This window comes from Bacteroides sp. NGMCC 1.200775 (assembly GCF_040798045.1).
Classification (GTDB): Bacteria; Bacteroidota; Bacteroidia; order Bacteroidales; family Bacteroidaceae; genus Bacteroides; species Bacteroides hominis.
The window spans coordinates 576,729-590,734 of record NZ_JASCQK010000001.1 but is presented as its reverse complement, the minus strand read 5'-3'; the positions used below and the strand labels follow the sequence as shown (position 1 = coordinate 590,734).

Sequence of the window (14,006 nt, the reverse complement as noted above, 5' to 3'; positions counted from 1 at the left end):
AAGTAAAAAGAATAAAACAATGACGTCTTTAATATTAGCAAGTATCGGAGTCTTCCTTGTGGTGATCATCCTGCTTGTCATTATACTGCTCGTTGCGAAGAGCTATCTTTCTCCTTCGGGCGAGGTTACGATTACGATGAATGGAGAGCAACAACTGAAAACATCTCAGGGTGGTACACTGCTGGGTACGTTGTCTGCCAACAATGTGTTCCTTTCATCGGCTTGTGGTGGTAAGGGTTCGTGCGGACAGTGCCGTTGCCAGGTGCTCGAAGGCGGTGGCGAGATTTTGCCTACCGAAACCGGTTTCTTCTCTCGTAAAGAACAGGCCGATCACTGGCGCCTCGGTTGCCAGGTAAAGGTGAAACAGGATATGTCTATCAAGATCGACGAGTCTATCCTGGGTGTGAAAGAGTGGGAGTGCGAGGTGATCTCGAACAAGAACGTGGCTACGTTTATCAAAGAGTTTATCGTGGCTCTGCCTCCGGGCGAACACATGGACTTCGTGCCGGGTTCGTATGCTCAGATCAAGATTCCTGCCTTCTCAATGGATTATGATAAGGATATCGATAAGAGCCTGATCGGTGACGAATATCTTCCGGCATGGGAGAAATTCGGTCTGCTGGGCTTGAAGTGTCGCAATGACGAGCCGACTATCCGTGCTTACTCTATGGCCAACTATCCGGCTGAAGGTGACCGCATCATGCTGACTGTACGTATCGCTACTCCTCCTTTCAAACCGAAAGACCAGGGACCGGGCTTTATGGATGTGATGCCGGGTATCGCTTCTTCTTACATCTTTACGCTGAAGCCGGGTGACAAGGTGACCATGAGTGGCCCTTACGGTGACTTCCACCCGATCCTCGACTCGAAGAACGAAATGATGTGGATTGGTGGTGGTGCAGGTATGGCTCCGTTGCGTGCTCAGATTATGCACCTGACGAAGACACTGCATATCACTGACCGTACGATGAACTACTTCTACGGTGCCCGTGCACTGAACGAGGTGTTCTATCTGGAAGACTTCCTGCAGATTGAAAAAGATTTCCCGAACTTCAAGTTCCACTTGGCACTCGACCGTCCGGACCCTGCAGCAGACGCAGCCGGCGTGAAGTATACAGCAGGTTTCGTACACAACGTGATTTACGAAACTTACTTGAAGAACCATGAAGCTCCGGAAGACATTGAATATTACATGTGTGGTCCTGGCCCGATGAGTAAGGCTGTCGAGAAGATGCTCGACGATCTTGGTGTTCCGGCTAAGAACCTGATGTTTGATAACTTCGGTGGATAATCCTTCGGGAATTATAATAAAGAAACTGCTTTCGGCTGTCCGGAAGCAGTTTTTTTTTATCTTTGTGTCATCATTAAAAAATGTGGAAGAAACAATGAATGGATTGAAGGAGATACTCGATAGGTTGAAAATAGAACAGCTCAATCCGATGCAGGAAGCATCTATTGAGGCATTTAATAAAGGTGGCGAAGACCTGATATTGCTTTCGCCCACAGGTTCGGGCAAGACCCTTGCTTTCTTGTTACCGTTGGTCGGTAGTCTGAGGGCTGATGTGAAAGGAGTACAAGCTGTCGTGCTGGTGCCTTCGCGCGAGTTGGCGTTGCAGATAGAGCAGGTGTTCAAGGCGATGGGAACAGAGTTCAAGGCAATGAGTTGTTATGGCGGACGTCCGGCAATGGAAGAGCATCGGACGATGAAAGGAATGCAGCCGGCGGTTATCATCGGTACGCCCGGCCGTATGAACGACCATCTCTCCAAGCAGAACTTCGATGCAAGCACAGTGAGCCTGTTGGTGATCGATGAATTTGATAAATGCCTGGAGTTTGGTTTTCAGGAAGAGATGGCAACGGTTATCGGACAGTTGCCCGACTTGAAACGACGTTTTCTGACTTCGGCAACAGATGCGGAAGAGATTCCGCAATTTACAGGACTGAACCGTACGATAAAGCTTGATTTCCTGACAAACGATGTGGAGGAATCACGTTTGCGGTTGATGAAGGTGGTTTCGCCTGCTAAAGATAAGATAGAAACCCTCTATAAGTTGCTTTGTACGTTGGGAAGCAGTTCGAGTATTGTTTTCTGTAACCACAGGGATGCGGTGGACCGTGTGAGTGCCTTACTAACGGAAAAAGGAGTTTCCAATGAACGCTTTCATGGAGGTATGGAGCAACCGGATCGGGAACGGGCACTGTATAAGTTCCGTAATGGCAGTTGTCCGGTGCTGGTGTCTACAGACCTGGCTGCCCGCGGACTTGATATCCCGGAGGTGGAGCATATCATTCATTATCATATCCCGGTGAATGAAGAAGCTTTTACTCATCGTAACGGACGTACTGCCCGCTGGGATGCGACGGGTACTTCTTATCTGATATTGAATCCGGAGGAACGCGTGCCGGATTATATACCTTCGGAACTCGATATCTTTGACTTACCGGAGAACGCGCCCCGTCCGTCTAAACCTCAGTGGATAACTATTTATATAGGTAAAGGGAAGAAGGACAAATTGAGTAAGATCGATATTGCCGGATTCCTCTATAAGAAAGGAAATCTGGCGCGTGAAGATGTTGGAGCAATCGATGTGAAGGACCATTATGCTTTTGTAGCCGTGCGGCGGTCTAAGGTCAAGCAATTGCTGACGCTTATACGCGGTGAGAAGATCAAAGGGATGAAGACGGTGATTGAAGAGGCGGATTAAAACGGATTTATTTGATAGAGGGGGCACGGCACCACCGATTTCACCGATTACTTTTAGTTTTATTGCTGATAAGGTAAATCATCAATCTGTGTCAATCCGTGAATTCAGTGGTGAGATCGCAAGAAGCATTCACCGCAGATTACACCGATTACTTTTAGTTTTATTACTGATAAGGTAAATCATCAATCCGTGTTAATCCGTGAATTCAGTGGTGAGATCGCAAGAAATATTCACCGCAGATTACACCGATTACTTTTAGTTTTATTGCTGATAAGATAAATCATCAATCTGTGTTAATCTGTGAAATCTGTGGTGAAACAGTTTTTCGGATTCCGGCTCTTCCTTCCCTACATCCCGGCGCTCCGAACATTGTACCCCGGCGCTCCGGTTGTCCGCCCCCGGTTCTTTACGGTCTTTGCCTCTTCTTCTTATAAATATTCACTTTTTAGTCACTCTCTCTTTCATTTCAAAATAGATAGCCTTGTAATAATATCAGTTTGAACTTTTTTCTACCATCTTGGCATGTATAGATAACAAAATGGTGTATAATTCCTGCATAAACCATTAAAAAGTAAGATAAATGCCCTCTGAGATTGTAATTTTATAGAGAAACGTTTGTTGAGAGGAAATAAATTCGTAAATTCGCCATGTCAGTAGACATAAAATAACGAAATTGTATAACCAAAAACACTCATCAAATGAAAAAGCATAATTTCAGTGCAGGCCCTTCCATTCTCCCTCGCGAAGTAATAGAAGAAACAGCGAAAGCTATTCTCGATTTCAACGGTTCAGGTCTTTCTGTTTTGGAAGTCAGCCACCGAGGCAAAGATTTTCAGGCAGTCATGGACGAAGCCGTAGCTTTGTTTAAGGAAATACTTAATATTCCCGAAGGGTATTCGGTACTTTTTTTGGGCGGTGGTGCCAGTATGCAGTTCTGTATGGTACCTTACAACTTCCTTGAAAAGAAAGCTGCTTACCTGAACACCGGTGTTTGGGCGAAGAAAGCGATGAAAGAAGCGAAAGGGTTTGGCGAAGTGGTTGAGGTAGCTTCTTCGGCTGACGCAAACTATACGTTTATCCCTAAAGACTTTACCATACCTGCTGATGCAGACTATTTCCATGTGACAACCAACAACACGATTTATGGTACAGAGTTGAAGGGAGATCTCGATTCACCGATTCCGATGGTTGCCGATATGTCATCTGATATTTTCTCTCGTCCGGTAGATGTTTCGAAGTACATCTGTATCTATGGTGGTGCACAGAAGAATCTGGCTCCGTCCGGTGTCACTTTTGTTATCGTAAAGGACGATGCAGTGGGCAAAGTGTCACGTTACATCCCGAGTATGTTGAATTACAAAACCCATATTGACGGCGGATCTATGTTTAATACACCTCCCGTATTGCCTATATATTCTGCGATGCAGACTTTGCGCTGGATCAAAGCTCAGGGTGGCGTGAAAGAGATGGATCGCCGGGCTACCGAAAAGGCAGATATGCTGTATGCCGAGATAGACCGCAACAAGATGTTCGTGGGAACGGCTGCTAAAGAGGACCGCTCACGCATGAATATCTGTTTCGTAATGGCACCGGAATACAAAGACCTTGAAGCCGATTTCCTGAAATTCGCTACGGACAAAGGTATGTCCGGCATTAAAGGACACCGTTCTGTAGGTGGTTTCCGTGCATCTTGTTATAATGCGATGCCGAAGGAAAGTGTACAAGCGCTGATTGACTGCATGCAGGAATTTGAGAAACTTCATTAATAATGTGATTTCACCACAGAGTGCCATAATTGAAGAAGAAAGACAAATCTGTGTCCCTCTGTGGTGAATTATCCCCAAAACATAACAAAGGAAATGAAAGTACTTGTTGCAACCGAAAAACCATTTGCCAAAATTGCCGTAGATGGTATAAAGAAAGAAATAGAAGGAGCTGGATTCGAATTGGCTCTGCTTGAGAAATATACAGATAAGGCTCAATTACTTGACGCGGTGAAAGATGCGAATGCCATTATCATTCGCAGTGATATCATCGATGCGGAAGTGCTTGAGGCTGCGAAGGAATTGAAAATAGTAGTCCGTGCAGGTGCCGGATATGACAATGTGGACTTAAACGCCGCTACCGAACACGGTGTGTGCGTAATGAATACTCCGGGGCAGAATTCGAATGCCGTGGCCGAATTGGTGTTCGGGCTGCTCGTTTATGCCGTCCGCAATTTCTATAATGGAACGTCGGGTACGGAACTGATGGGAAAGAAACTGGGTATCCACGCTTATGGCAATGTGGGACGCAATGTGGCACGTATTGCCAAAGGATTCGGCATGGAGCTTTACGCTTACGATGCTTTCTGCCCGAAAGATGTGATTGAAAAAGATGGAGTGAAAGCCGTCGACTCGGCCGAAGAACTTTACAAAATTTGTAATATCGTCTCACTGCATATTCCGGCTACAGCCGAAACAAAGAATTCCATTAACTGTGATTTACTGAAGAATATGCCGAAAGGAGCTATTTTGGTCAATACGGCCCGTAAAGAGGTGATCAATGAGGACGAACTGATTCAGCTGATGGAAGAACGTCCGGACTTTAAATACATCACCGATATTATGCCTGCTGCCAATGCGAAGTTTACCGAACTCTTTGCCGGACGTTATTTCTCAACACCGAAGAAGATGGGTGCTCAGACTGCCGAGGCAAATATCAATGCAGGTATTGCTGCGGCGAAACAGATTGTAGGCTTCCTGAAAGAGGGTTGCGAAAAATTTAGAGTGAACAAATAATCCCCAGTTTTATGGCAACAATAAAACCATTTAAAGGCATCCGCCCTCCACAGGACTTGGTAGAACAGGTCGCATCACGTCCGTATGATGTGTTGAACTCAGAAGAGGCTCGTGCAGAAGCTGCCGGAAACGAGAAATCACTGTATCATATCATTAAACCTGAAATAGATTTTCCGGTCGGAACAGACGAACACGACGAGAAAGTCTATACCAAGGCGGCAGAAAACTTCCGTCTGTTTCGCGATAAAGGGTGGTTGGTGCAGGATGACAAAGAGAATTATTACATCTATGCCCAGACCATGAACGGCAAGACGCAGTACGGACTGGTGGTAGGTGCTTATGTGCCCGATTACATGAACGGCGTTATCAAAAAGCATGAGCTGACCCGGCGTGATAAGGAAGAAGACCGTATGAAGCATGTTCGTGTGAACAATGCCAATATCGAACCGGTATTCTTTGCTTATCCCGACAATGCAGTGCTCGACACTATCATCCGGAAGTATACGGCTCAAAAACCGATATACGACTTTATTGCTCCCGGTGACGGATTCGGGCATACTTTCTGGGTGATTGATGATAACGATGACATTGCTGTGATCACAAAAGAGTTTGCTGCTATGCCGGCACTTTATATTGCCGACGGACACCATCGTTCGGCCGCTGCCGCTCTGGTTGGAGCCGAGAAGGCGAAACAGAATCCCGATCATCGCGGAGACGAAGAATATAATTACTTCATGGCTGTATGTTTTCCGGCGAACCAGTTGACTATTATTGATTACAACCGGGTGGTGAAAGATCTCAATGGTCTGACACCTGCCGAATTCCTGACTGCTCTTGAAAAGAATTTTGTGGTAGAGGAGAAGGGGAAAGAGATTTATAAACCCGCTGCATTGCATAATTTTGCCCTTTATCTGGAAGGTAAATGGTATAGCCTGACAGCCAAACCGGGAACTTATGACGACAATGATCCCATTGGGGTATTGGACGTGACGATCTCTTCCAATCTGATTCTGGATGAAATTCTGGGTATCAAAGATTTGCGTTCGGACAAACGGATCGATTTTGTGGGAGGTATCCGTGGCTTGGGTGAGCTGAGCAGACGGGTGGATAGCGGAGAGATGAAAGTGGCACTGGCCCTTTATCCCGTTTCAATGAAGCAACTGATGGATATTGCCGATACGGGAAACATTATGCCTCCGAAAACCACTTGGTTCGAGCCGAAACTGCGTTCCGGACTGGTGATACACGAGTTGGAATAAAGAGCGTATCGATGTAGAAAAAGAACGAGGATGTTACTCTAAAACAGAGGAACATCCTCGTTTTGCATTCCGGGCTATCCAAATATGTACGTTTTTCCGTATCTTTGTGACCGAAGTAATTATTATCTGAATAGATCTATGGGACGAAAAGAAGAATACAAGTTGCAGAACGAGCAATTCATGCAGGCATTACGTGCCGAAGCGGATGTATACGAATTGCCTTGTGGCATATTATATAAGGTTTTGGAGGAAGGTAGTGGTACCGCTACTCCCCGGCCCGGCAGTGTGGTGTCTGTCCATTACAGGGGGACACTGATCAATGGACGGGAATTTGATAATTCCTGGAAACGGAACTGTCCTGAAGCTTTCCGTTTGAGTGAGGTCATCGAGGGATGGCAGATCGCTTTGCAGAAAATGCGGGTGGGAGATCGTTGGATAATTTACATCCCGTATACCATGGGGTATGGGACACGTACCAGTGGTCCTATTCCGGCTTTTTCGACCCTGGTTTTTGAAGTACAGTTTTTAGGTATAGCCTGAACCACTAAAAATGATTCCGGATATCATGTCAGAAGATACATACAAAACCATCACTGAAGTTTCAGAAGGTACCTATACCGAGAAGCGTAGTAAGTTCATTGCCATCGCTCTTCCGGTGCGTACATTGGAAGAGATTAAGAATCACCTGGAGACGTATCAGAAGAAATATTACGATGCCCGTCACGTCTGTTATGCCTATATGTTGGGGCACGAACGTAAAAACTTTCGTGCAAACGACAACGGAGAACCTTCCGGTACGGCCGGCAAACCGATTCTGGGACAAATTAATTCCAACGAACTGACGGATATTCTGATTATCGTGGTTCGTTATTTCGGGGGAATCAAGTTGGGAACCAGTGGATTGATTGTGGCTTATAAAGCCGCCGCCGCCGAGGCTATTGCCGCTGCCACTGTTGTAGAGAAAACGGTGGATGAAGAAGTAACCGTGCTTTTTGAATATCCGTTTATGAACGATGTGATGCGGATTGTGAAAGAGGAGGAACCGGAAATTCTCTCCCAGTCGTATGATATGGATTGCAGCATGACACTTCGCATCCGACAGTCGGCGATGCCTCGCTTAAGGTCTCGGTTGGAAAAAGTGGAGACTGCACGTATTTTAGATGGAGAAGAAGGAAATGAATAAGAGAAAGAAATAAGACAGGGGGGAGGTTTTCTTCCCACACATAATAAAAAGATAGATAGAATGGCATTTGAAGCAACAAAAAGAGAGTGGAGTGAGCTATATGTTTTTTTTCGTCTGCTGGCAGACGGAAAAGTTTCTCTCGGAACTCCACAAGCAAAGAAAGAAGATGAAAAGTGCTGGCCCATTGCGATGATTCAGCGTGAGGAGCATGATGGCACCCGGTGTTATTATATCGAAGGAGAAGATATCCGGATGGAAGGTGAGAGAGTCGGAAAAAGCTTGCCCCGCGAAGATTTTGCAACGGTGGCTGACCTGATTCTGAATGCGATAAAAGGTTCGTCTACCGATGAAGTCACTTCTCCCGATGGGGTGGAGGAGTTTTTGGACGAAGCCGGAATCTTTGATCTTGAAGCACGGACGGAAGATCGTACCGATTTCTCAATCGCCTTTTGGCATCCCGAAGCTCCGTTAGCCGGTTTCAATGTCCGTTCGCGTCTGAGTGCAATGAATCCGTTGCTGGATGGGGGACGTGCTGCAAACCTGAAATTGGAGCAATCCGGTGTAAAGTTTGCTGCACCTACCGTAAATAAAATTAATGCCCTTCCCGAATCGCCTACGGAGGTTGCCGAGCGCATGATGATGATCGAACGTCTGGGAGGCGTGTTGAAATACTCGGATGTGGCAGACCGTGTGTTTCGCTGTAACTTGCTGATGATTGACTTGCATTTTCCTCGTGTGTTGGCGGAGATGGTGCGTACGATGCATCTGGACGGCATCACACGTATCAGTGAACTGACCGAACTGATGAAGACCGTAAATCCTCTCAAGATAAAAGAAGAGTTGATCAGCAAGCATGGTTTTTATGAATTTAAAATGAAGCAATTCTTATTGGCGCTCGCTTTGGGTATGCGCCCGGCAAAGATATACAACGGGACGGACTCGGCTGTTGAAGGTATATTATTGGTTGATGGCAGTGGCGAGGTGTTGTGCTATCATAAGTCGGAAAAGAAAACGTTTGAAGACTTCCTTTATCTGAATTCACGTCTTGAAAAAGGATCGGTTGATAAAGATAAGTATGGATTCCTTGAAAGGGAGAATGGTGTATACTATTTCAAACTGAATGCCAAGATTGGTTTAATTAAAAGATAAGGAATACAATATTAATAGATATTCATGATGAAAACCAATGAAGTTTTAGAAACGATTAAGGCACGCCGCAGTGTGCGTGTCTATGATAAAAAGCAGGTACCGTCGGAAGACTTGAATGCCATACTGGAGGCAGCTACCTATGCACCGAGCGGCATGCATTATGAAACGTGGCATTTTACGGCAGTCCGTAATGCGGCTAAACTTGAAGAATTGAACAATCGTATCAAGGAAGCATTTGCTAAAAGTGACGATAAGCGTCTTCAGGAGCGTGGACATAGTGAGACTTATTGTTGTTATTATCATGCTCCGAGTTTGGTCATTGTTTCTAATGACCCTACCCAGTGGTGGGCCGGGATGGACTGTGCCTGTGCCATTGAGAATATGTTTTTGGCAGCCCGTTCTTTGGGCATCGGTTCTTGCTGGATCAATCAACTCGGGACGACTTGCGATGATCCGGAAGTCCGGGCGTATCTTACCTCTCTTGGAGTACCCGAGAACCATAAAGTTTACGGTTGCGTAGCTTTGGGATATCAGGCAGAAGGTGTATCGTTGAAGGAAAAAACGGTGAAAGAAGGTACAATAACCATTGTGGAATAGAGTATCGGATTCAAGTTTAAATTCACCACAGAGTAACACAGGGTATCACGGAGTAGAAATTACAAGAGATAAACTCTGTGATACTCTGTGAACTCTGTGGTGAATCAAATTAATTTCAGTCGAAACAGCCATAGCATGTCGGCAATAGTTTGCGGTCGCCTAATGTATTATCGACACGGGCTACATTCACCCAAAACTTATTTTCACGTACACTTTCTATCGGGTATGCAGCTTTTTCACGCGTATAGCAGTGTTCCCACCGGTCGCTTACTACTTCATACTCGGGGTGTGGAGCATTTATAAGCACATTGTCCCCCTTATCGGCTTCACCGTTCTTCACTTCCTGAATTTCATTCCAGATGGTCAACATCGTATGGATGAAGTTATCCAATTCGGCGAGGCTCTCACTTTCAGTCGGTTCAATCATCAGTGTGCCGTGAACCGGGAAGGAGAGGGTAGGAGCATGATAGCCATAATCCATCAGACGTTTGGCAATATCATTTTCACTGATACCTGTCTCTTCATATACTTTCCGACATTCCAGGATCATTTCGTGTCCCACAAAGCCGTTGGATCCCCGGTATACGATGCCATATGTATCTTTCAGACAGGCTGCCAGATAGTTGGCATTCAGGATTGCTATTTTGGTTGCCATTGTCAGTCCTTCGGTTCCCATCATGCGGATATAGCCGTAAGTGATGGGCAGAATGCCTGCACTGCCAAATGGAGCGGCAGAAACCTCGTTCTGTGAGTTTCCGAACAGTCCGTGTCCCGGAAGGAATGGTACCAGATGTTCGGCTACACAGATCGGGCCTACACCGGGACCGCCGCCACCGTGAGGAGAAGCAAATGTTTTGTGCAGATTCAGATGGCAAACATCTGCACCGATAAATCCCGGATTCGTTAATCCTACCTGAGCATTCATGTTGGCGCCATCCATATATACCTGTGCTCCGCAATCGTGAATGATCTGGCAGATTTCGACAATTTCCGTTTCGAAGATACCATGTGTGGAGGGATAGGTGATCATTAACGCAGCCAGATCCTCCTTGTTTTCTTCAGCTTTGGCGCGGAGATCGTCCATGTCTACGTTTCCGTGTTCATCGCAAGCACAAGTCACGGTAGTGAAGCCTGCTTGTATGGCAGATGCCGGATTGGTCCCGTGGGCAGATGCAGGGATTAATACTTTGTTCCGGTGTCCTTGTCCGATGCTTTCAAGATAAGCGCGGATGGTGCGTAGTCCGGCGTATTCACCGGCAGCACCGGAATTGGGTTGCAGGCTCACTCCGGCAAACCCAGTGATAACCTTCAACTCTTCGCTCAGGTTGTGGATCAGTTCGCGGTAACCGGCAGCCTGGTCTTCCGGAACAAGCGGATGCATGCACATGAACTCGGAACAACTCAACGGTAGCATTTCGGCAGCTGCATTCAACTTCATGGTGCAGGAGCCAAGTGAAATCATTGACTGTGCCAGTGAAATATCTTTGCGGTCAAGGCGCTTGATGTAGCGCATCATTTCCGTTTCCGTGTGATATTTAGAGAATACTTCGTGTGTCAGATAGGGGCTCTGGCGTTTCAGTTCTTTGCTGATGGTACTTGTTTCGGGTACGTCATCCACTTTCTGGAAGTCTTTTCCGGCAGCAATAGCAAAGATAGACAACAGGATGTTAACGGCTGCTATATCGGTCGTTTCGTCAATGCTCAAACCTACATCGCCATTATCAAAGTAACGCAGATTCACCTCTTTGCTTAAAGCGATGGTTCGGATTTGCTGTGCTGAGATGCTATCGGGCAAGATAAAACGGAGGGTATCAAAGTATTGTTTGTTTACCTGCTTATATCCCAGTTTCCCGATATTTTTTTCAAGGAAAACAGCGATGCTATGGATGCGTGAAGCAATGTTACGGATACCTTCCTGTCCATGATAGACGGTATAGAATCCGGCCATCGTAGCCAGTAATGCCTGTGCGGTACAAATATTTGAGGTCGCCTTTTCCCGTTTGATATGCTGTTCGCGCGTCTGGAGTGCCATGCGGTAACAGAGTTTGCCATACTTGTCTTTTGACCATCCGATGATACGTCCCGGCATGTTACGTTTGTATTCGTCGCGGGTAGCGAAATAGCCAGCCGAGGGACCACCGTAGAACATCGGAGTACCCAAACGCTGTGTAGTGCCGAATACGATGTCTGCCCCCCATTCTCCCGGAGGTGTAAGCAGGGCGAGGCTCAGGATGTCGGCGGCTACAGCCACTTTGCAGTTGGCTGCATGTGCTTTTTCCGTAAACTCACGGTAATCTTCCGCATTACCATTCGCATTGGGATACTGTAAGACGCAGGCAAAGAGATCGTCTGTAAATTCAAGTTCATGGAACTTTCCGGTACGGATTTCAATTCCTTGCGGGATGGCTCGGGTAGTGATGACAGCCAGGGTTTGTGGGAAGATGTTCTCGTCGATAAATACCACATTGGCTCCGGATTTTTGCTGGTTGCGTGAACGCAGAGCGTACATCATTGTCACAGCTTCGGCAGCGGCGGTTGCTTCATCAAGCAGAGAGCAGTTGGCCAATGGCATGGCAGTCAAGTCGCATACGGAGGTTTGGAAATTCATTAAAGCTTCCAGTCTGCCTTGCGAAACTTCTGTCTGGTAAGGAGTATAGGAAGTATACCAGACGGGGTTTTCGAAGACGTTGCGTTGGATGACTGCCGGAGTGATTGTGTTGTACCACCCCATGCCGATATAGGTCGTGAACAACTTGTTTTTGCTTGCCAACTCGGCAATGTGGCGGGCAAATTCATATTCGGTCATCGGCGCAGGCAGTGCCAGAGGTGCTTTGAGCCGGATATTGGCTGGAATGGTTTTATCAATCAGTTCGTCGAGCGAACCAACTCCAATTTTCCGGAGCATTACTTCGGCATCCGCTTTGTTGACGCCGATGTGACGGCAGGCTAATAAATCGGTTTTCATGTTATTAATGATTTATTTATAATAAGGTTTGTTGATATTCTCTTACCTGAAGAACGGATTTTCCGCCTTCTCTATCCCAATGGTAGTCGGTGCGCCGTGCCCCGGATAAACGATTGTTTCGTTGGGCAGCACGAACAGTCGGCTACAAATATGCTCTTTCAGTTCATCAAAGTTGCCTCCGGTCAGGTCTGCCCGGCCGATGCTTCCCTGAAACAATACATCTCCTGAAAACATGCAGTTTTCTGCCTGGCAATAATATACAAGACTTCCGGGAGAGTGTCCGGGTACATGGATTGCCTCCAGCGTTGTATTTCCAAAAGTTATGATATCCCCGTCATGCAGGTATTTTCCCAATGGCACAGGTGCCTCGTTCAGCTGAAAACCAAACATGCGGCTCTGCTTGGGAGCTTCGTCTATCCAGTACTCGTCCGCCTGGTTTGCTTCGGCAGATAGTCCGAACTCACGGAGCATGAATGGATTACCGAAGATGTGATCCAGATGTAAGTGAGTGTTCAGCAGATGTTTTACGTTCAGATGGTTGGTGACGATGAAGTTCTTTAAAGCTTGTTTCTCTTCGTCATAAAAGCAGCCTGGGTCTATCACGACTGCCTCGTTCGTTTCATCCCATAACACATAGCAGTTTACGGGAAACATATTGAACTCAAATCTCTTTATTTTCATGACTATGTTGTTTGATCGTTTAAATCGTTACATATACCACTTTCTTGGTCTGGAAAAACTCTTCGTCGAAATCCTCACTCAGGCTATGCATGGTTGTCTTGTGCTTGAACGGCATTGCTTCATGTTCCAACTCGCCGCCTTTCAGGCAGATTAACCCGTTGGGGAGGGCATTCTGCTGTTTGGACGAAATGTTCTTCCGGATTATCTTTATCAAATCGGCCAGGGGCATCACGGCACGGCTTACGACAAAGTCGAATGTTTGTTTTTCCTCCTCGGCTCTGGCATGACGGAAAGTGACGTTCTTTAGACCGATGGCATTGGCCACTTCGGTTGCTACACGTACTTTCTTTCCAATGCTGTCCACCAAGTGAAACTTTGTATCCGGAAAAAGAATAGCCAGCGGGATACCGGGGAATCCGCCTCCGGTGCCAAGATCCATAACTTTGCTACCCGGACGGAAACGAATGACACGGGCAATTCCCAGTGAATGGAGCACATGATGTTCGTACAAGTTTTCGATGTCTTTGCGCGAGATTACGTTGATTTTAGAATTCCAGTCAATGTAAAGTTCGTAAAGAGCTGCGAATTGTTTGCGTTGCTCTTCCGTCAAGTCAGGAAAGTATTTAAGAAGAAGCTCCACTCCGGTTTCCCCTCCGGTAGAGGGGAGGGAGGAAGTTTGTTCTGTTG

The 14,006-nt window shown here is 46.5% G+C and carries 12 protein-coding genes; 9 read left to right on the top strand and 3 right to left on the bottom strand.

Annotation, left to right across the window (positions count from 1 at the left end; all coding sequences use genetic code 11):
* Window positions 1-19: 19 nt before the first annotated feature.
* The 9 genes from nqrF to QK890_RS02575 all read left to right on the top strand — a co-directional run bounded on the left by nqrF (window position 20) and on the right by QK890_RS02575 (window position 9,673).
* Window positions 20-1,291, top strand: coding sequence for an NADH:ubiquinone reductase (Na(+)-transporting) subunit F (nqrF, locus tag QK890_RS02615; protein ID WP_032540623.1), 1,272 nt, complete (start codon window positions 20-22; stop codon window positions 1,289-1,291).
* Window positions 1,292-1,385: 94 nt separating this feature from the next.
* Window positions 1,386-2,705, top strand: a complete 1,320-nt coding sequence (locus tag QK890_RS02610) for a DEAD/DEAH box helicase (RefSeq protein ID WP_005805377.1) — start codon at window positions 1,386-1,388, stop codon at window positions 2,703-2,705.
* A gap of 698 nt (window positions 2,706-3,403) precedes the next feature.
* Entirely contained in the window at window positions 3,404-4,471 is a 1,068-nt protein-coding gene (gene serC / locus QK890_RS02605) for a 3-phosphoserine/phosphohydroxythreonine transaminase (protein WP_005776999.1), read from the top strand.
* Window positions 4,472-4,564: 93 nt separating this feature from the next.
* On the top strand, window positions 4,565-5,485 hold the full coding sequence (locus tag QK890_RS02600; protein ID WP_367627153.1) for an NAD(P)-dependent oxidoreductase: 921 nt from the start codon (window positions 4,565-4,567) through the stop codon (window positions 5,483-5,485).
* Window positions 5,486-5,496: 11 nt separating this feature from the next.
* On the top strand, window positions 5,497-6,744 hold the full coding sequence (locus QK890_RS02595; RefSeq protein WP_367627152.1) for a DUF1015 domain-containing protein: 1,248 nt from the start codon (window positions 5,497-5,499) through the stop codon (window positions 6,742-6,744).
* Between the two features lie 138 nt (window positions 6,745-6,882).
* Window positions 6,883-7,284: an FKBP-type peptidyl-prolyl cis-trans isomerase gene (locus QK890_RS02590; protein WP_367627151.1), complete on the top strand. Its 402-nt coding sequence runs from the start codon at window positions 6,883-6,885 to the stop codon at window positions 7,282-7,284.
* A gap of 25 nt (window positions 7,285-7,309) precedes the next feature.
* On the top strand, window positions 7,310-7,927 hold the full coding sequence (locus QK890_RS02585) for a YigZ family protein (protein ID WP_101604309.1): 618 nt from the start codon (window positions 7,310-7,312) through the stop codon (window positions 7,925-7,927).
* Window positions 7,928-7,987: 60 nt separating this feature from the next.
* Window positions 7,988-9,076: an HpaII family restriction endonuclease gene (locus QK890_RS02580; protein WP_101603087.1), complete on the top strand. Its 1,089-nt coding sequence runs from the start codon at window positions 7,988-7,990 to the stop codon at window positions 9,074-9,076.
* Window positions 9,077-9,103: 27 nt separating this feature from the next.
* Window positions 9,104-9,673, top strand: coding sequence for a nitroreductase family protein (locus QK890_RS02575; RefSeq protein ID WP_005777012.1), 570 nt, complete (start codon window positions 9,104-9,106; stop codon window positions 9,671-9,673).
* A gap of 115 nt (window positions 9,674-9,788) precedes the next feature.
* On the opposite strand, the gene gcvP is transcribed toward QK890_RS02575, so the two are convergent.
* The 3 genes from gcvP to rsmG are packed head-to-tail and all read right to left on the bottom strand — an operon-like array spanning window position 9,789 to window position 13,959.
* Window positions 9,789-12,638, bottom strand: coding sequence for an aminomethyl-transferring glycine dehydrogenase (gene gcvP, locus QK890_RS02570; protein ID WP_367627150.1), 2,850 nt, complete (start codon window positions 12,636-12,638; stop codon window positions 9,789-9,791).
* 42 nt (window positions 12,639-12,680) lie between these two features.
* Window positions 12,681-13,319, bottom strand: a complete 639-nt coding sequence (locus tag QK890_RS02565) for an MBL fold metallo-hydrolase (protein WP_005777014.1) — start codon at window positions 13,317-13,319, stop codon at window positions 12,681-12,683.
* Between the two features lie 19 nt (window positions 13,320-13,338).
* The gene (rsmG, locus tag QK890_RS02560) at window positions 13,339-13,959 is read right to left on the bottom strand and encodes a 16S rRNA (guanine(527)-N(7))-methyltransferase RsmG (RefSeq protein ID WP_005777016.1); all 621 of its coding nucleotides are present in this window, start codon (window positions 13,957-13,959) and stop codon (window positions 13,339-13,341) included.
* Window positions 13,960-14,006: the final 47 nt, after the last annotated feature.

Bases quoted from the DNA above. Each gene is read 5' to 3' on its own strand.
- nqrF (WP_032540623.1), top strand. From the start codon at position 20: ATGACGTCTTTAATATTAGCAAGTATCGGAGTCTTCCTTGTGGTGATC.
- QK890_RS02610 (WP_005805377.1), top strand. From the start codon at position 1,386: ATGAATGGATTGAAGGAGATACTCGATAGGTTGAAAATAGAACAGCTC.
- serC (WP_005776999.1), top strand. From the start codon at position 3,404: ATGAAAAAGCATAATTTCAGTGCAGGCCCTTCCATTCTCCCTCGCGAA.
- QK890_RS02600 (WP_367627153.1), top strand. From the start codon at position 4,565: ATGAAAGTACTTGTTGCAACCGAAAAACCATTTGCCAAAATTGCCGTA.
- QK890_RS02595 (WP_367627152.1), top strand. From the start codon at position 5,497: ATGGCAACAATAAAACCATTTAAAGGCATCCGCCCTCCACAGGACTTG.
- QK890_RS02590 (WP_367627151.1), top strand. From the start codon at position 6,883: ATGGGACGAAAAGAAGAATACAAGTTGCAGAACGAGCAATTCATGCAG.
- QK890_RS02585 (WP_101604309.1), top strand. From the start codon at position 7,310: ATGTCAGAAGATACATACAAAACCATCACTGAAGTTTCAGAAGGTACC.
- QK890_RS02580 (WP_101603087.1), top strand. From the start codon at position 7,988: ATGGCATTTGAAGCAACAAAAAGAGAGTGGAGTGAGCTATATGTTTTT.
- QK890_RS02575 (WP_005777012.1), top strand. From the start codon at position 9,104: ATGAAAACCAATGAAGTTTTAGAAACGATTAAGGCACGCCGCAGTGTG.
- gcvP (WP_367627150.1), bottom strand. From the start codon at position 12,638: ATGAAAACCGATTTATTAGCCTGCCGTCACATCGGCGTCAACAAAGCG.
- QK890_RS02565 (WP_005777014.1), bottom strand. From the start codon at position 13,319: ATGAAAATAAAGAGATTTGAGTTCAATATGTTTCCCGTAAACTGCTAT.